Consider the following 18,332-nt stretch of genomic DNA (forward strand, 5'->3'; position numbering starts at 1 on the left):
CCCTACCTCCCCACCCCCCACCTCTTCTAACCGGGAGGCCACTGCATCTGTCTGCCGCCTAAAATGTGTAAATGCAGATGGTATACAGTTTGTCCGCCGTCTGCGCCATTGTTAATTACTACTCGATAACCATTTTCCAATCCTGCTTGTTCAGCAACTCGCTTGACAATTAACAGCAGATGACCCAAAATCTTGTGGTCTTCGGATTCTGCGTCAGCAAGGTTAACAATCGGTTTTTTGGGAATGACTAAAATATGAACAGGTGCTTGGGGATTGATATCCCGAAAAGCGAGTGATAGGTCGTCTTCGTAGACGATATCTGCGGGAATTTCCCGACGGATGATTTTGCTGAAAATCGTGTCTTGTGCAGTCATTGATAATTTTTAATCGTCAATTGTCAATCATAAGAGAAGATAAACACATAAGACTAAATTAATTGCTAAGGAAAAGAACTGTGTTAGCTAGAGTTTGGAGTGCATCACTTGTAGGTATTGATGCTGTAAAAGTGGGGGTAGAAGTGGACGTTTCCGGGGGACTTCCGGGAATTGTTGTGGTTGGTTTACCGGATGCTGCGGTGCAGGAGTCTCGCGAAAGGGTAAAGGCGACAATTAAAAATGCTGGATTTGCCTTTCCCATGCGAAGAATTGTCATAAATTTAACTCCGGCTGATTTACGTAAAGAAGGGCCAAGTTTTGATCTAGCAATTAGTATCGGAATTTTAGCAGCATCGGAACAAGTAAACCCAGAATTGTTGGGAGATTTTCTTTTTTTAGGCGAACTTTCTTTAGATAATAGTTTACGTCCGGTTGCTGGTGTTTTGCCGATCGCCGCTGCTGCTAAACGTTTGGGAATTTCAGGTTTAGTTGTTCCTGCTGATAATGCACAGGAAGCGGCAGTTGTGGAAGGTTTAGCGGTTTATGGGTTGGAAACTTTAACAGATGTGGCTGATTTTTTGAATAATCCCAAACGTTACCAACCAGTAAAAATTGAGCGCAAAAAACAGTTAGATCGATCGCAATTTTCTGGCTTAGATTTAAAAGATGTGAAAGGTCAAGCACACGCTAGACGCGCTTTAGAAATCGCCGCTGCTGGCGGTCATAATTTAATTTTTGTTGGCCCTCCCGGAAGTGGTAAAACAATGTTAGCTAGACGTTTACCAGGAATTTTACCAGAACTTTCTTTTGAAGAATCACTGGAAGTAACTCAAGTTTATTCGGTCGCAGGGTTATTAAAAAATAGAGGTAGTTTAGTTAGCGATCGACCTTTTCGTAGTCCGCATCATTCTGCTTCCGGCCCTTCATTAGTTGGTGGTGGCAGTTTTCCTAAACCTGGGGAAATTTCTTTAGCACACCGAGGAGTCTTATTTTTGGATGAACTCACTGAGTTTAAAAGAGATGTTTTGGAATTTCTTCGTCAACCTTTAGAAGATGGATATGTGACGATTTCTCGCACTAGATTATCAGTCATGTTTCCTGCACAATTCACATTAGTTGCGAGTACAAATCCCTGCCCTTGTGGTTATTTTGGCGATGTGATTCAACCTTGTACTTGTTCTCCGCCAAAACGGGAACAATACTGGGCAAAGCTTTCAGGCCCTTTAATGGATCGCATTGATTTACAAGTAGCAGTTAATCGATTGAAACCAGAAGAAATTACTAATCAACCTTTAGGGGAAGATTCTACTTCAGTCCGAGAGAGAGTGCAAGCAGCGAGAGAACGATCGCGCCACCGTTTCAAAACCGAAACAAATTTGCGTTCTAATGCGGAAATGCAAAGCCGTCATTTAATGCAATGGTGTAAATTAGATGATGCTTCTCGCAATTTATTAGAAGCCGCAATTCGGAAGTTGGGGCTTTCGGCTAGAGCGAGCGATCGCATTTTAAAAGTAGCTAGAACAATTGCTGATTTAGCAGGTGATGCAGAAATTAAAACTCAGCACATAGCTGAATCAATTCAATATCGCATAATTGATAGAATGCAGTGATACTCTGCTGGTTAAAAAGCGTAAATTTTTAGTTCAAAAGCTCGCAATCCTGCTCGATAAAGCGTTAAAATATTTTCGTCATTAACTGAGCAGTATTGCGGTATGCCCTACTTATATGATTGATATGTTTAAAAATTTAGTAATTTTAGAGATTAATTTCTTAGAAAATGAGAAATTAAAAAAAAATACAATAAAACTTCTCCAAACTCATGTTCACTCACACCACTGCTCTTGACCTGCTAGAACTGAAGTCTGCAATTGTCGGGAATCCGTTAGTGGTATCGCAGGATACAACGGTGATGGATGCGATCGCCCAAATGAGCGGTGTTCGATTAGCCTGTGTGAATCGTTACAGGGAATCAGAGGAACAACTAGCTAAAACGATCGACGATCGACAGGATGAGCTTCATCTAGAGGCACGATCAAGCTGCGTGGTGGTAGTAGAAGATGGGCGGGTAGTTGGCATTCTCACTGAGCGGGACGTGGTGCTATTGAGTTCCCAGCAGCAACCCCTCGATCGCTTGATGGTGCGGCAGGTGATGAGCCATCCGGCGATTACCTTGCATGAAGAAGCTTTCACCGATTTATTTTTGGCGATTAATCTGCTCCAAAAACACCAGATTCGCCATTTGCCCATTCTTGACGAGCAGGATCGCTTAGTGGGGATTGTTACTCATGAAAGTTTACGGCAAATTGCCCGACCGATCGACCTATTGCGGTTGCGTCTGGTAGCGGAAGTGATGACTCATGAAGTGGTTTGTGCTTTTCCTTCTTGTTCTATGCTAGCGATCGCCCAACTCATGGCAAACCACCGCATCAGTTCTGTGATAATTGTGGAACCTGTTGTCACCTCCACTGGATCGCTACAAATTCCAGTGGGGATTGTTACCGAGCGGGATTTGGTGCAGTTTCAGGCATTGGGTTTGAGTATGGAAACCTATCAAGCTCAGGCAGTAATGAGTACGCCGATTTTTGCCGTCAAGCCATCGGACTCTCTGTTGGGTGTACAGCAACTCATGGAACAGCGATTCATCCGGCGATTGGTGGTAACGGGAGAGCAAGGAGAGCTATTGGGCATTGTCACCCAGACCAGTTTACTGCAAGCCCTCAACCCGGTGGAACTTTACAAACTGGCGCAGGTCTTGGAAAAAAAAGTGCTGCGCTTAGAGGCAGAAAAAATATCATTGCTGGAAAGTCGCACCATTGAGCTAGAGCAACAGGTTGAAGCTCGCACAGCGGTGATCCAAACTAAGGCAGAAAAGGAAAAATTAGTCACCCAGATTGCCAACCAGATTCGTACTTCCCTCAACTTGCAAGAGATTTTGAATATTTGCGTAGCTGAAGTACGGACATTTTTGGAGTGCGATCGAGTATTAGTGTACCAGTTCCAACCAGATTGGAGCGGCATCATCATCGCTGAATCCGTCGATCCTAGCCAGCCTGCCACACTAGGCAACCAAATCAATGACACTTACTTTGGACAGCAAACCGCAACATTGTACGATCGCGAGCAGCCCGTCGTAGTGAACAACATTTACACCACAGGCTATAGCGACTGTCACATTCAATTGTTGGAACAGTATCACGTTAAAGCGAATTTAGTAGTTCCGATTCGGGTGACGGGGCAGTTGTGGGGGCTATTGATTTCCAATCAATGTGTTAATTACCGAGATTGGCAAACAGAAGATATCACCTTGTTGCAGCATATCTCAGTGCAATTGGCGATCGCCATCCAACAAGCCACCACCCATCAACAATTACAGCAAGAACTCCAAGAACGACAGCAAGCCGAGCTAAAATTAGAACGCCTCAACGCCAAGTTAGAAGCCAAAATTGCTCAACGCACCCAAGAACTTCGGCAAGCCAACAACTTGCAACGTGCGATCCTTGATAGTACTAATTACGCCATCATGTCCACCGACTTAACTGGCATAATTCAGACTTTTAATGCTGGTGCCGAACGAATGCTGGGTTACAGTGCTCAAGAAATGGTGGGTAAACAGACTCCCCTAGTCATCCACGATCTTGAAGAATTATCCCAGCGGGCAGCAGTGCTTTCGATCGAACTTGGGCAAGAGATCCCCGCAGGCTTAGAAGTTTTTATCACCAAAACCCGTAAAGATAATTTTAGTGAAGAAGAATGGATTTACATCCGTAAAGATGGCTCTCGCTTTCCCGTATTGCTATCCATTACACCTCTGAAAAACAGCCATGAGCAAATTATCGGTTTTGTAGGCATTGCCAAAGACATTAGTGTGCGTAAACGTGCAGAAAACGCCCTACGTGAATCTCAACAATTTCTGCAAACCGTCCTGGATACCTTACCCCTATCAGTATTTTGGAAAGATCGAAACTCGGTCTATTTGGGAGGCAATCCACAATTTGCCAAAACATTAGGCTTACAATCATCCTCAGAAATTGTGGGTAAAACCGACTGGGATTTTTCCTTCACAGAAGCCGAAATCTTAGCCTTTCATACCGACGATCGACAAGTGATGGAATCAGGCACGGCTATACTGGGCAGAGAAGAAACGATCACTCTACCTACGGGTGAACAGCGATGGTTAGAAACCAACAAAATGCCCCTACGAGACTGGAAGGGCAATGTGATTGGGATATTGGCTACATTTCAGGATATTACCGAACGGCAAAACGCGCTTCGCGAACGCAAACTTGCCGAGCAAAGAATGCGCCAACAAGCTGAGCGAGAAGCCGTACTCCGGGAAATTACCCAGCGAATTAGGCAATCCCTAGAACTCGAAGTCATACTCAAGGCGGCTGTAAATGAGACAAGGCAACTATTAGCAGTAGATCGCGTGGCGGTTTACCAATTTCAACCGAATTGGAGTGGTCAATTTATCGTCGAAGCTGTGGCTGACAATTGGGTGAAACTTGTAGACTCTGAAATAAAAAAGGTTTGGGAGGATACTTATCTCCAAGAAACTCAAGGGGGACGATTCCGACACAACGAAATCATGACAGTTACCGATATTTATCAAGCTGGCTTACAACCCTGTCATGTGGAACTTTTGGAGCAGTTTCAAGCCAGAGCTTATGTTGTCACGCCCATCTTCGTAGGTGAATCACTCTGGGGTTTGTTTGGGATGTACCAAAACACTCAGCCTTATTCCTGGGCAGCTGATGAAATCGAATTATTACAACAAATTGCCAACCAGTTGGCGATCGCCATTCAGCAAGCTAGCCTCTACGAACAGATGCAATCGGAACTGGTGATCCGTCAGCAAGCAGAAGCAGCAATGGCATTACAACTACAACAGCAGCAAACCTTAGACGCGATCACCCAACAAATTCGCCAATCGCTGAATCTTAAAGATATTCTGGCTAAGGTGACTCAGCAAGTTAAAGATTTGATGAATAGCGATCGCGTCATCGTCTTCCGGCTGTTTCCCAACGGCAAAAGTCAAATCGTCGCCGAAGCTGTAGACAGTGAGTTTATTGCCCTCAAAGATCGTCATTGGAACAACGAATCATGGTCACAGGACATTCTCGACTGCTACTGGCAAGGCAAACCCCGCATCGTCTCCGACGTAATGAGAGATACCTGGACACATTGCCTACTGGAATACTCCGTTGAAGGTCAAATCCAATCCAAAATCGTCGCCCCAATTCTGCAAGAAATCTACAAGAGCGAAAACCATCGTTGGGTAGCCCCTGGAGAAAACAACAAACTCTGGGGAATTCTAGTTGTCCATGCCTGTGGCGAAAAACGAGTTTGGCTGGAGTCAGAAGCGCAAATTCTACAACAAATCGCTAACCAATTAGCGATCGCCATTCAACAAGCCAACCTATTTGAACAACTACAACTGGAACTTGTCGAACGACAACAAGCCGAACAACAACTGGTCGAAAGCAACCAGCAACTAGCTATTTCCAATCAAGAACTCGCCCGTGCTACTCGCCTCAAAGACGAATTTCTCGCCAACATGAGTCATGAACTCCGCACTCCGCTCAATGCCATTCTAGGCATGACCGAAGGGCTACAAGATAAAATCTTTGGCAGCGTCAACGCCCAACAAATCAAAGCATTAGAAATCATTAAGTCTAGTGGCTCGCACTTGCTAGAGTTAATTAACGACATTCTCGATGTCGCCAAAATAGAATCCGGTCAACTAGAGTTAGACTGCATCCCCACCGCCGTAACCTCACTGTGCCAATCCAGTCTGACTTTTATCAAACAACTGGCGCTGAAAAAACACATCCACGTAGAGATGAAACTGCCACTCAATTTGCCCGACTTATTAGTGGATGAACGGCGCATCCGCCAAGTCTTGATCAACCTGCTCAACAATGCGGTCAAGTTCACCCCAGAAGGCGGACACATCACCTTAGAAGTCAGCTGTCATACGCAAAAGGAAGATGGGGAGATGGGGAAACCAGAGATGGGGGGAAATACTCTCCCCACCTCCCTACCTCCCCACCTCCCTACCTCTTCCTTATCGCAAAGCTATCTGCGAATTACGATCGCCGATACAGGAATCGGTATTGCAAAAGAAAATATCCATAAACTGTTTCAGCCTTTTGTCCAAATTGATAGCGCCCTGAACCGTCAATATACAGGTACAGGTTTGGGGCTGACTTTGGTGAAACGCTTGGTGGAACTTCACGGCGGACAAGTAAGCGTAACTAGTGAGCCTGGAGTCGGAAGTTGTTTTACGATCGATCTTCCCTACACTACTTCTCATTATCCATCTGCTGAACCAGAAATTCCACCGGAACCCAGCATCGAACCGAAGCTGCTAGAACCGGAAGGATCGCCTTTAATCTTACTAGCAGAAGATAATGAAGCAAATATCAGTACAATTTCCAGCTACCTAACAGCCATAGGTTATCGCGTAATTGTGGCGAAAAACGGCTCCGAAGCAATCGCTTTTGTTCAGTCGGAAAATCCTGATTTGATATTGATGGATATTCAAATGCCGGAAATGGATGGGTTAGAAGCTATCCGACAGATTCGCAGTAATCCAAACTTAGTCAATGTACCCATTATTGCTCTTACGGCTTTAGCGATGATGGGCGATCGCGATCGTTGTCTGGCTGCTGGTGCCAATGATTACCTCACAAAACCCGTTCAAATCAAACAATTAGTAATGACTATTCAACAACTTTTAGCTTCTCGATCGAGATAGATAATAATTAACTAAACCTGGGTTAGTTTGTCCATGTTTGCAAGTTACACATTTCATGATTTTTCTACAACTAAATCACGCAGGTAGTAGAAGCGATCGTTCCCATCACTCCCTTTTTTTCGCCCCAAATATCCCGTTAAAGGTGAAGAAAGTTCGATTAAAAGTTCACGCATTTCTTCTAAATTAAAGATTGGCTTAGGTGGATCAGAAGCATCGTAAGCACCACTTATGTATTCTATACTTACTTCTCTATTGGCATTTTTTACAAGCTTTATAAGATGCGATCGCAGTTTAATGTTTTCCCAAATATTATATATGTAGCGATTGACCTTAGCATCAGCTTCTTCTCCAAATGGTTCAGACTCTAAGCAAGGTTTTAGATCTAACAAATCTATAGATCCTGGATGTTTTGCTTTCAGTTCAACCAATCTTTGTAATGTTTCAGGACGAAGGACGTTCATTTCATTTCCACTAGCGGTTAATTCTGCATCTTCAGTTAATTCACCAGCAGCCATAATTATTTTGATACAACGATTATATTGTCGTTGAAGATGTTTATAGCCAAGTTTGACAAGTTGTGCTGCTGTTCCATCAGGAACTTTTTCAGTTTTGGTAGCTTTACACTCTCCAACTACAGGATATGGAGCCTCACAATAAAAATCTAAACCACCAGCGCCTCCAACTCTATCAGGATCAAGACTCGCTTCTGACTTAGTATTAGAATTACTGAAACCAAGTTTAACTAAGCTTTTACGGACTAGTCTTTCAAATTCATTACCATCGCTAGAGTTACCTACAGGCGTAATTTTTTTAATCCAAATTTCTAAATCAGGATCATATTCTGATGTAGATAAATTCTCAGACCAACCTAGAAATATTTTAATATCCTGGCTTAGTCGTTTAGCATCCAATCTGTGATCTGATATTGCTCCCAGCTGAAATTGCAAATATTCCAGAGTTTGATAGGGGTAAAGTTCTCCTGCTAATAAAAGAGCTTTCCGTTTGTTAAAACTAGCATTGGAAATCACAGGAGTATGATTTTCACTAGCTGTTGTAAGATGATCTTCAGATTTAGGCCAGTAAAAAGCGCCTGCTTCTGTTGGTTGATTAACAATGCAAGGTTGGGGCAAGCGATAAACTCGCAAAATCAACAGCTTGAGAACTTGATATTGATTAAATATTTGTTCTAATGCACTCAAATTCCAAACTGTTGACTTAGCAATCATCGATAAAAGATACTTTTCCTCTGGGTTGATTCGCCAGTGATATTCGCAACGCGCCCAAGCTTTAATTTGAAGGGGCTGTACTTTAGTTTGAGCAAATGAACTTTCAACGTAATTCAGGTATTCTGGCTGATAATACTGTTCGATACTGAGAGTATCTGGCAGATTTTGACTAGGATAAAGCCAGAATACCTGACCTTCATTGATGTGCTGTCTAAACGGAACAGCAATGAGTTTGCCTAAAGTCAGCATTTCAACATCAAAAGCAGGCAATTGAAGACCATTGAGAATATGGATAGTCATGTTAAAGTAGTACCTTCGCTTAGGATTTCACGAATTAACCTATTATTAGCTACTAGTTGTAATTTTTTGGCTAGCTCAATAACTTCATCTTCGTCAAAACCATAATCTTCTGCTTGTTCATAAATTCTTTGAAGAACCAATAGATGTTTGACTTCTTCTTTCTTTAGTACAATTACTTCACCTCCTTTTTTATCCACGAGATCTTGTAACATCTGACTACCTACCTTCCAACTTTTAGGTACAGGAGTTGAGCGCACTAAGCAACCACGAGTGAGTTCATAATCTTCATACTTTAACAGCCGCTTCATGACGGCATTAAATGTAGCTGCTGTCATTGTTTCGCAAATCCTAATGCCAATTGTCACTTGCTTTTGATGTGTTAAATCGTACCCGGAAACAATCCAATGTGGATCGTAGATTGAGGCTTCCTCAATGTACTCTAATTCGTTGACTATTACCTGATCTACACCCTCTTCAGGTATCATCGATATTGCACAACCTATTATTTCAGCTAGTTTATCTTCATCATTAATAGGAACTTGAAGCTTTTTCTTCATCAGTTGATTGTAAGTGTCTAAAAATTCTTTTGTACGATCTGTTATTATTGGGCCAATCTTGTCTATTATAGGTTTTATTACTGATGAATCAAAGATTTTCCCACATTCTTGAAGAAGCACTCTTGTACTTGACCCTTGATCGGCAATTTCTTTGATTTCCTCCTCTCGTAAAGGATACAAGAAAGGATAATCATTGGGATTAAGATTGTAAGTTTGATAGAACCAATTCAGCCTCATTTTTACAAGCTCTATCATTTGCCCGTAAGTAGCTCTCTTCGCTTCTAATACTTGCTGGCATACTCGATCTGAAACACCCGATCCAAGTTGTTTGATTTCATTTAAGTCCTTTGGTAAGAGGCAGGAAAGCAAAATTACATTACTGCATTGAAAATAAATGCGGTCAAGACATTTTGCAACAATTTGACTACTACTATCTACACTGTTGGAATCGAGTGCATTATTATCTACTTGATCAAACCAAATAACTACAGGCAATGATGCTAATTCTGCCAGCTTACAAATCTGTTGAATTATTGAAATAGCGCTTACTTCTTTTTGCTCAGATGAATACTCAGGTAAGCCAGCACTTTTAATATTAGGATCATCTGCACCATTTAACCAAGATAATGCGCCCTGAGCTACAATCATATTTTTGAACAGTAGCCATAAGACAGCTTTAAGAAAATAGAAATCTATCCCTGATTTGTTTTCAAGAATAGATTCAGTCAAATCATTAATAAAATCAGGTAATTTTTCTCTACCTATTCTTGATATAATGTATTTCCTTAGCTCATCAGGATTTTCACATTTTTTAAGGTAGTCCTGATATTGTTCTTCAAATTCTGTGCTTTTCAAAGTAGCAATAGCAGAAGCAGCAAGATTTTGCCATTGCGTTGTACCTTGTAGGTCTTGCTGTTTAAAACTTTGCGCTACATAAAAACGAACATGAGAATCAATTTTCATGGAATTAGAGCAGGGAGGTATATAGGCAAATAAAGCACCTCCTTCTCGTTCAATCTTTTTCCATACCCGACGTATAGCATGACTTTTTCCTCTACCCTTTTCTCCTTGAACGGCAATACCGACTTTACTCAAATATTTTTTGCGAACTTCGCTAACTACCTGAGTAATTGCTTGGTCAATATGTTCGTTGAGGCTGGTTAAGTCACTAATAACTTCACCCCAGACTTCTTCGTTAGCTATAACAATATCTTTTTTAAAAGGGTTTGATCCTTCTTGCTTCCGTGCTTCTTCAAACAATATATAAGGATTAGTAGCTGTCATGATTTCTTCTCCTGGTTTCAAGATGGTTTGCTAGCAAAAAACAAAAGTCCTCTGATTTCACTGGTAATCGAGTCTCGTTTCTGATCGTTAGTATTTCCGGGAGCTTCACCAGTTTGTAGATCTAAGAACTGCTCACGCTGCATTTGCATCATCCAGTCATTAAACTCTTCACGGCTTACACGCTCTCCAATTTCTCGCCGCAAATGCCAGATGGGTACAAGTCCGCTGTAGTTGTAACCCTTGTCCAACTTTTCAAACAGAGCGAGAATTTCTGTCTTGAACTCGTCATAAGAAGGAATCGCCCCTGCTGCACTTTGGGTAGGTGCAACTGCGGAACTTTCCCCATGATTTAGAGTTCCCATTTCTCGAATCCATTTCAACAACGAATTTGCAGTTTGTGCCCCAATTTGGTTTTTAAATAGAAATTCTGGGTCATTCAACCGCGCATTTAAATATTCCATACCCTTAGCGGGCAAAAATATCTTTTTCGCCGAAACCTGCATTAAATCTTCAGCCTGTAATTGCTCGAAAACTTCTTGAAAATCCCCTACTTTCCCCCCTTTTGGCACAATTCGTTTGGTCAGCAAACCCTTATTAACTTCTTGTTGTGCCGCACCAATATCCCATAAAACCAGCAAAATCAAAATTTTCGCATTAGGATCTGTAGCTTTTAATGGCATAGTATTATTTCCTTTAAAAAACTTAAAATTACGACTTTTCTTCAATAATATGATGTGAAAATACTTATTTCTATGTATTCAGGCAAATTCTTCAATTACTAAAACTTTACTTAAAGAAACTCCAATAAATAGCGGAATTTCTATAAATTTTCTACTTTGCTTACATCAATTATTAGTCAATAAGCATTACATAATATCACAATTAATTAAGAAAGATTGCAAAATTTTATTTATCAACTCCACACTTCAGTTAAATCCAAAACAAACCCAGGTAAAACATCTTCCCCTGATAAACTTAGCGGACGATCTAACACTTCCACATCCCGATTTTGGCGATAAATTTCTACTTTTTGGTTTTTGCGATCGATCAACCAACCCAAACTAGCGCCATTTTCCAAATATTCCCGCATCTTAGCTCGTAAAGGTTCCATATTGTCATTTTTAGAACGCAATTCCAGCACAAAATCAGGACAAATAGGGGCAAAACTTTCTTGTTGTTCCTTTGTCAGAGCATCCCATCTTTCTTGACGTATCCAAGCAGCATCGGGAGATCGATCGGCCTCATTTGGTAGATGAAAACCACTGGAAGAATCAAATGCTACACCTAGTTTAGTTTGACGATTCCAATACCAAATTTGTCCAGAAATATCAAAGTTTTTGTTACCAGTTTCACTCCCCGTTGGTGGCATAACAATTAACTCTCCTGTAGCAGTTCGTTCCAGTTGTAAATCGCGGTTAGCCAGCGCCAATTCCACAAACTGCTCATGGGAAACTTGCAGCATTAAACTAGTTGGAATATTGACAGAAAATACTGATGATAAATTAGTTTCTGTCATTTTAGTCCCTCCATTAGAATTGCACCCGCCCCAAAACAAGCGTATGGAGTTGGTAAGTCATAAGTTTTAAAGGGTTCTAAGGGCGAAATTTCCTCTGCCATCTCTAAATCTTCTGCCAGAATTCGGATCAATTTGAGTTTTTCTGGTGCAGAAAGCTGTCGAACAGCGGGAAGCAATTCAGCTAGTTTCATATTATGTTCCTCCTGTTAAAGCTTTACATTTATGACATTATTAGACTGCTGCTTAGGCTGTAATGATACTAGTTTTCTTCCACTTTCAGCTTGTTGTTTCTGCAAATCTGCAAATATTGCCTCCAAATTGTAGTCGAAAGATTTAGCATATTCATCACGAATTCGATGGATTTCCTCTACTATTTCGTCTTTCCACATGAGTTAATCTCCTAGTAGTTCGTAAGGTGTACAAATAATCGGTAGTTGGTATCCTAAATCAAGACTAATCTCTGCAAGTTTTCTCTGAATTTGAGCATTTGCAATATGCTTACAGTTCCAGGTTAGCAGGTAATTCAATCTGTGAACCGTAGCTGCTGCAATATGAATCGCATCGATGTCGGCTTTGGGTGGAAGGTTGCTTCTAGAGAGAAATTGTGCTGCTAAATCTAGTACAGCCTGATTGAGTTCTAACAAGGGAAATTCACGAACCATCTCTAGACGTTGTGCTGCAATTTCTGGATCTCCTTGTGCCACCTCGTTCAGAACTGCCTGTGATATGCAGAGTGTAAAAGCACTTCGGCGAGATTCCCACCAATCTCTTGTTATCTCGATGTTTGCAGCTAAGATCAGATCCTTGGTTGCTCTGGCTGTCAAGTAGCCTAATATACTGGTTTCGATATAAACAGTTTCGCTCATGCAAGATAGGCTCTCAACATATTTACAACTATAATTATATATGTGTTACACTTTTATATTATAAAATGTTGTACAAAACTAAAGTATGATGCCAGTCGTTAGAATCCCTGATCCTTTATATAAGAGGCTTCAAGCCATTGCTGTTCCTTTTGAGGATACACCCATAACTGTTATTGAACGGTTATTGAATGACTATGAGGCACGTAACCAAACCCAACAAATTTCTCAAACAGATAATTACAAAATACTAAACCCTCATACGCCAAGTAATCTCCAGCATACGAGAGTGATTCAAGCCACGATTGACAATAAAGAAATCCGTCAACCGAACTGGAACAAAATTGTTAATGCAGCACATGAGCTTGCTGTACGTCGAGGGATGTCTGTAGACGAACTGAGAAAGCAGACTCTATCCCATGTCGTTAAAGGCGAGAAGAGTGATTGTGGATTTAGATACATACCAGAGGCAAACATTTCAGTGCAAGGTGTAGATGCAAATTTGGCATGGCGTAATACATTCCACCTCGTAGAGAAACTGAAAGTGTCAATTGAAATCTACATTGAGTGGCGTAATAAAGAGGAGGCTGCATTCCCTGGAGAGAAGGGTAAGCTCATTTGGATGCCGTAATAGATAGATAATTGAACGTGAAAACTAAGCAAACTTACTGTGAGAATATATCACTATGGATTTGTAACATATATAATAGTTAATATTATGTCCGGTCTATTACCCCCACTGTAGAGACGTTGTATACAACGTCTCTACAGTTCTACTTACAACTAAATACTCAGTCGTTGATAAATCTGATCCAAATGCTTTAAATGCCTTTGTGGATCGAAACACTCCTCAATTTCTTCATTCGATAACCTTTCAGTAACACGAGGATCGCTGCTAATTAATTCTCGGAAATTACCTTCAGGTTTATTCCAAGCTTGGTGAGCACAAGATTGGACGATCGCATAAGCCTCCTCCCGCTTCATCCCTTTTTCCACCAAAGTTAACATCACTCTTTGGCTGAAAACTACACCGCCGTAAACATTCATGTTTCGCGCCATGTTTTCGGGATAAACTAACAGGTTCTTCACCAAATCAGTAGTTTCAACTAACATGAAATGAGTCAGAGTGCAGCTATCTGGCAAAATCATTCTTTCTACCGAACTGTGGGAAATATCCCGTTCATGCCACAGCGCCACATTTTCCAAAGCAGCAACCGCATTACCCCGCAAAATTCGCGCCATTCCGGTTAATCTTTCGGAACGAATTGGGTTACGTTTGTGCGGCATTGCGGAAGAACCTTTTTGTCCTTTGGCGAAGTATTCTTCTACTTCTAGAACATCGGTTTTTTGCAAGTTGCGAATTTCTACGGCGAAGCGTTCAATTGATGCGCCAAGTAATGCTAAAGCTTGGACAAATTCCGCGTGAATATCTCTAGAAATTACCTGAGTTGAAGCGGTATCTGGTTCTAAACCTAGTTTTTGACAAGCGATCGCTTCTACTCTCGGTTCAATATTAGCGTAAGTTCCCACTGCACCGGAAATTTTCCCCACTGCAACTCGCTGACGCACATTCACCAATCTGTCACGATGGCGCAAAACTTCCGCCAACCATCCAGCCAGTTTAAACCCAAAAGTAATCGGTTCGGCATGAATTCCGTGCGATCGACCAATCATTACCGTGTTACGATGTTGCTGTGCTTGGTAACGAATCGCTTGAATCAAATCTTCCAAACGTTCTAACAGCACATTGCTACTAGCTACCAATTGCAATGCCAAAGCCGTATCGAGCACATCGGAACTAGTTAAACCCAAGTGAATGTAACGTCCCGCATCTCCCACATATTCGTTAACATTCGTCAGGAAGGCAATCATATCATGGCGGACTTCGGCTTCAATTTCTAGCACCCGCTTCGGGTCAAAGTTTGCCTTCGCCTTAATTTCCTCTACCGCCTCAGTCGGAATATATCCCAGTTCAGCTTGCGCCTCGCAAACTGCAATTTCAACCTGAAGCCACGTCTTTAATTTATAAGTTTCTGTCCACAAGTTGCCCATCTCAGGCAACGTATAACGCTCAATCACAGTCTGCTACAGAGTACGACTGTCATATTTTATCGTTATCTGCCCCCAGCGAAAGCCGAGAAAACCCCGATTTGATAAAGCTTTGTTAAGGCAGCGGTAGAGACGTTGCATGCAACGTCTCTACCAGTTGCATACAACGTCTCTACCAGGGTTTACGAATTTCAGGAATTTTACGGAGATCGTTGTAGTAAACTAATAGTTTAATTTAACAGTTGAATTGTTGATTATGAGTAGAATAGTTAATTTGGGACAAGCTCTATCAATTATTACTTTGGTATCTTTATCTTTAGGCAGTGCAAAGGCTATTTCTGCCACTCAAACTAATTTAATCCCTAGTCAAAATCGCAATGAATTCCTGATTGCACAGCAACGTTGTAACCAGCAATTCATGATGGTAATGACTCCCGAAGGTGGGCCTTTACAAGTGCGCGATCGCAACGACATTAACGCCAAACCTTTCGGTACTATTCCTAATCGTTCAGTCGTGTTGCTTAAGAAGTTCGATCGATCGGGAAATTGGGCAAATATTGTTACCGACAGAGGCAACGGTTACGAAGGTTGGGTATGGGCAAATTACCTAACTTGTGGCGCTGATTGATAGTTTATCACCTGAAAAACGAAAAGTTTTATTTGGGTTTTTAAAATTAATAAGATGCTCGAAGTCGTGCTTAAGAATCGCTCTCTTTCACGACTTTTTCATTATAAATTACTATTTTTAATGAAAAATAATCTTTTTTAAAGTTTTTCCTTGATTTAACATTGGCTATTATCTCTGTTTCAAAATTAACACGACTTCCGATCGCATTAAATTTAACAATTTACAAATTTCCCAAAAGAAGCTAATCAAACAATTCGCTAATGCTGAAAACATTAAACTATAATCATTTTATATTAAGGTGTGAAGGAGAGAACTACGAATGAAAGATTTAACTCGTCGGCAATTTATTATTGCTTCTAGTTTAGCTGCTGGTTTTGCATTAGCAGTTCGCCCTATTTCCGCCCAAGTTATCACCACAGATAGCAAAGGTTTAATTGCGGGAGAAGTGAAAATTCCGGTTGCAGATGGACAAATTCCAGCTTATCGCGCTATGCCTGCAACTGGGAGTAATTTTCCTACTATTTTAGTAATACAAGAAATCTTTGGAGTTCACGAACATATCCAAGATATTTGTCGTCGTCTTGCTAAGTTGGGATATTTAGCTATTGCCCCCGAAATGTTTGCCCGTCAAGGCGATGTTTCCCAAATGTCTGACATCCAAGAAATCATTTCCAAAGTCGTTTCTAAAGTTCCCGACTCTCAAGTAATGTCTGACTTAGATGCTACCGTAAAATGGGCAGCACAGTCAAGTAAAGGCAATACCAAAGAGTTAGGAATTACAGGTTTTTGTTGGGGTGGTAGAATTGTTTGGTTATATGCCGCACATAACCCAAATGTCAAAGCTGGTGTTGCATGGTATGGACGTTTAGTTAGTGAATCTACTCCATTAACTCCTAAGCATCCTATTGATATTGCTGCTAATTTAAAAGTACCAATTTTAGGACTTTATGGCGGTAGTGATAATGGAATTCCTAAGGAAACAGTTGAGAAAATGCGGACAGCATTAAAAGCTGGAAAAAGCAGTTCAGAAATTGTACTTTATCCCAATACACCCCACGCTTTTTTTGCTGATTACCGTCCCAGTTATCGCAAACAACAAGCTGAAGATGGCTGGAAAAAAATGTTAGCTTGGTTTCAAAAATATGGAGTTGCTTAAGCAAACTACCTAAGTAATCAGATGTTTGGGCAAAAAATCCACTCGATTTAAATAACACAATCTCACTTTGCCATTATCAAAGTCAATTCTACTAAGGGCAGCATTGTTAAGAATAAAAGAATAACAATGTCCGGGAGGGAAATTTAAAACCGTTGCTAAAAAGCAATTATAAAATCCTCCGTGACTGACAATGGCTACTCTATCATTACTATTTCCGTGTTTTTCTATTAATTCTTGGAAAACCATTTTTGCTCGGACAAACCATTGTTCTGTTTCTTCAACGGGACGATTCCACCAACCTTTTTCTCCTAAGTAATCTGGGAGAATTAATTCGGGATGATTTGCGGTAAAATATGCTCGGTTTTTACCCTCTGTAGCGATAGGTTCATCAGTTTGATCGTCCCGGAAATAAGGCCCTCGACATTCATGGATATCAACCCAAGCTTTTAACGGTAAATTTATTGCTTGGGAAATGAAAGTCCCCGTAATCACAGACCGAATCATTAAGCTGGAATATAAATGAGTAAAGTTAAAACCTCTGGCATTTTGAAAGTCTCTTTCTAAGACGGGTATAGATGAATAATTGTTCCTGAGAAATTGGGCTAAAAGTTGAGCTTGTTCTTGACCTGTAGCTGTTAATTCTGGATCGTCCGATCGACCTTTACTCGAACCAGTCACTCGCCGATTATAATTATTTGTAGATTCGGCGTGTCTAATAAAATAAAGCTGCATACTGTAGTAGATATCAGCAAAGAATAATACATTAAGTTACAGGATAACATAGATGGAAAAGGCAAAATAATTACTTTTGTTAATTAGCGATCGCTAACATTGTCTAAGTATTTTTACATTTACCATTATCTATATATATAGTACCCTGCCAGAGTAATTCGGAATTTTAATAGGGAACTTAAAATAAAGCTATGCGTCAAACAAGTTAGAAAGAATTTCCCACGAATTCAATTATTAAATTACAAAACTTGGAGTAATTTATGAAAAATTTACTGGCTTTAGCTTTGGTAGGTTTGACGGCTAGTTCCTTAGTAATTGGTAGTACAGTTATCCAAGAAACTGCGATCGCACAACAACCCAGCATTCGCAGCGTTAATCCTAACGTTGCCCTGGATGGAAATTGGAGTTTACAGTGGCGTGTCAGTGGCATTAACCATCAAGCGAGACTGTCCATGAATGGCAATTTTGGTCGCATGATTGTAAATGCCAGAATGCCAAATGGACGAGTAATAAATGTGGAACAAAGAATGACACTAACGCCAACGCGAGATGGTTTTATTTTGCGGGGTAGCAGACCAACTTATCCAGGAAGTAACAGACCAGTTCCTAACTATAACCCTGACACATTTCGGATTCAACCTGTGGGACGAAATCAGTTAAGAGTGACAAATTGTAGCAGTGGTTTCTGTGTTCCCGTGAATATGAGAAGAATTTAAGACAAGAAAATTTTTGTTTTTTGTCTTGAATAAAATCTGTTATATATATGTAGAGACGTTTCATGAAACATCTCTACATTTTTTTTAGCTAATTAACTTCAGTTGAGGTTGCCTAGTAAACTGCTACGCATTTAAATTGAATATTTAGGCTGATGGGGTGATGGGGGGATGGGG

General features: G+C 40.9%; 16 protein-coding genes. 6 read left to right on the forward strand and 10 right to left on the reverse strand.

All coding sequences use genetic code 11. The annotated features are described in order from the left end of the window. Positions 1 to 26 precede the first annotated feature (26 nt). Entirely contained in the window at positions 27 to 374 is a 348-nt protein-coding gene (locus IQ264_RS24965; protein ID WP_193983966.1) for a histidine triad nucleotide-binding protein, read from the reverse strand. An 80-nt stretch (positions 375 to 454) separates the two neighbouring features. Here IQ264_RS24965 and IQ264_RS24970 point away from each other — a divergent pair, with 80 nt between their 5' ends. Both IQ264_RS24970 and IQ264_RS24975 read left to right on the forward strand, forming a co-directional pair. Next, positions 455 to 1,984, forward strand: a complete 1,530-nt coding sequence (locus IQ264_RS24970) for a YifB family Mg chelatase-like AAA ATPase (RefSeq protein WP_193983968.1) — start codon at positions 455 to 457, stop codon at positions 1,982 to 1,984. A 209-nt stretch (positions 1,985 to 2,193) separates the two neighbouring features. After that, entirely contained in the window at positions 2,194 to 7,131 is a 4,938-nt protein-coding gene (locus IQ264_RS24975; protein ID WP_193983970.1) for a GAF domain-containing protein, read from the forward strand. A 53-nt stretch (positions 7,132 to 7,184) separates the two neighbouring features. On the opposite strand, the gene IQ264_RS24980 is transcribed toward IQ264_RS24975, so the two are convergent. The 7 genes from IQ264_RS24980 to IQ264_RS25010 form a co-directional block, all read right to left on the reverse strand. Further along, the gene (locus tag IQ264_RS24980; RefSeq protein ID WP_193983972.1) at positions 7,185 to 8,657 is read right to left on the reverse strand and encodes a DUF1802 family protein; all 1,473 of its coding nucleotides are present in this window, start codon (positions 8,655 to 8,657) and stop codon (positions 7,185 to 7,187) included. Further along, entirely contained in the window at positions 8,654 to 10,498 is a 1,845-nt protein-coding gene (locus IQ264_RS24985) for a hypothetical protein (RefSeq protein ID WP_193983974.1), read from the reverse strand. Before IQ264_RS24985 ends, IQ264_RS24980 begins: the two co-directional genes overlap by 4 nt. A gap of 17 nt (positions 10,499 to 10,515) precedes the next feature. Beyond that, a complete protein-coding gene (locus IQ264_RS24990; protein ID WP_193983976.1) occupies positions 10,516 to 11,178 on the reverse strand; it encodes a hypothetical protein in 663 nt (220 codons plus the stop codon). Positions 11,179 to 11,411: 233 nt separating this feature from the next. Beyond that, positions 11,412 to 12,014 (reverse strand): Uma2 family endonuclease, encoded by a 603-nt coding sequence (locus tag IQ264_RS24995; RefSeq protein WP_193983978.1) that lies wholly within the window; start codon positions 12,012 to 12,014, stop codon positions 11,412 to 11,414. Continuing rightward, a complete protein-coding gene (locus tag IQ264_RS25000) occupies positions 12,011 to 12,205 on the reverse strand; it encodes a hypothetical protein (protein ID WP_193983981.1) in 195 nt (64 codons plus the stop codon). The genes IQ264_RS24995 and IQ264_RS25000 overlap by 4 nt, the downstream gene beginning before the upstream one ends. Positions 12,206 to 12,220: 15 nt before the next feature. Beyond that, on the reverse strand, positions 12,221 to 12,403 hold the full coding sequence (locus IQ264_RS25005) for a hypothetical protein (RefSeq protein ID WP_193983983.1): 183 nt from the start codon (positions 12,401 to 12,403) through the stop codon (positions 12,221 to 12,223). Between the two features lie 3 nt (positions 12,404 to 12,406). Next, positions 12,407 to 12,880: a type II toxin-antitoxin system VapC family toxin gene (locus tag IQ264_RS25010; RefSeq protein ID WP_193983985.1), complete on the reverse strand. Its 474-nt coding sequence runs from the start codon at positions 12,878 to 12,880 to the stop codon at positions 12,407 to 12,409. A gap of 85 nt (positions 12,881 to 12,965) precedes the next feature. On the opposite strand from IQ264_RS25010, the gene IQ264_RS25015 reads away from it, so the two are divergent. Continuing rightward, positions 12,966 to 13,508 (forward strand): T4SS efffector SepA family protein, encoded by a 543-nt coding sequence (locus tag IQ264_RS25015; protein WP_228061800.1) that lies wholly within the window; start codon positions 12,966 to 12,968, stop codon positions 13,506 to 13,508. 152 nt (positions 13,509 to 13,660) lie between these two features. On the opposite strand, the gene purB is transcribed toward IQ264_RS25015, so the two are convergent. Beyond that, a complete protein-coding gene (gene purB / locus IQ264_RS25020) occupies positions 13,661 to 14,956 on the reverse strand; it encodes an adenylosuccinate lyase (protein ID WP_193983987.1) in 1,296 nt (431 codons plus the stop codon). Positions 14,957 to 15,182: 226 nt separating this feature from the next. On the opposite strand from purB, the gene IQ264_RS25025 reads away from it, so the two are divergent. Together IQ264_RS25025 and IQ264_RS25030 are read left to right on the forward strand one after the other, a co-directional pair. Beyond that, on the forward strand, positions 15,183 to 15,554 hold the full coding sequence (locus IQ264_RS25025; RefSeq protein WP_193983989.1) for an SH3 domain-containing protein: 372 nt from the start codon (positions 15,183 to 15,185) through the stop codon (positions 15,552 to 15,554). A 319-nt stretch (positions 15,555 to 15,873) separates the two neighbouring features. Next, entirely contained in the window at positions 15,874 to 16,710 is an 837-nt protein-coding gene (locus IQ264_RS25030) for a dienelactone hydrolase family protein (RefSeq protein ID WP_193983991.1), read from the forward strand. 9 nt (positions 16,711 to 16,719) lie between these two features. Here the strand turns inward: IQ264_RS25030 and IQ264_RS25035 are convergent, their stop codons facing one another. Continuing rightward, positions 16,720 to 17,442: a histidine phosphatase family protein gene (locus IQ264_RS25035; protein ID WP_193983993.1), complete on the reverse strand. Its 723-nt coding sequence runs from the start codon at positions 17,440 to 17,442 to the stop codon at positions 16,720 to 16,722. 260 nt (positions 17,443 to 17,702) lie between these two features. Here IQ264_RS25035 and IQ264_RS25040 point away from each other — a divergent pair, with 260 nt between their 5' ends. Next, on the forward strand, positions 17,703 to 18,158 hold the full coding sequence (locus IQ264_RS25040; RefSeq protein WP_193983995.1) for a hypothetical protein: 456 nt from the start codon (positions 17,703 to 17,705) through the stop codon (positions 18,156 to 18,158). Positions 18,159 to 18,332 lie beyond the last annotated feature (174 nt).

The organism is [Phormidium] sp. LEGE 05292 (assembly GCF_015207735.1).
Classification (GTDB): Bacteria; Cyanobacteriota; Cyanobacteriia; order Cyanobacteriales; family Aerosakkonemataceae; genus Floridanema.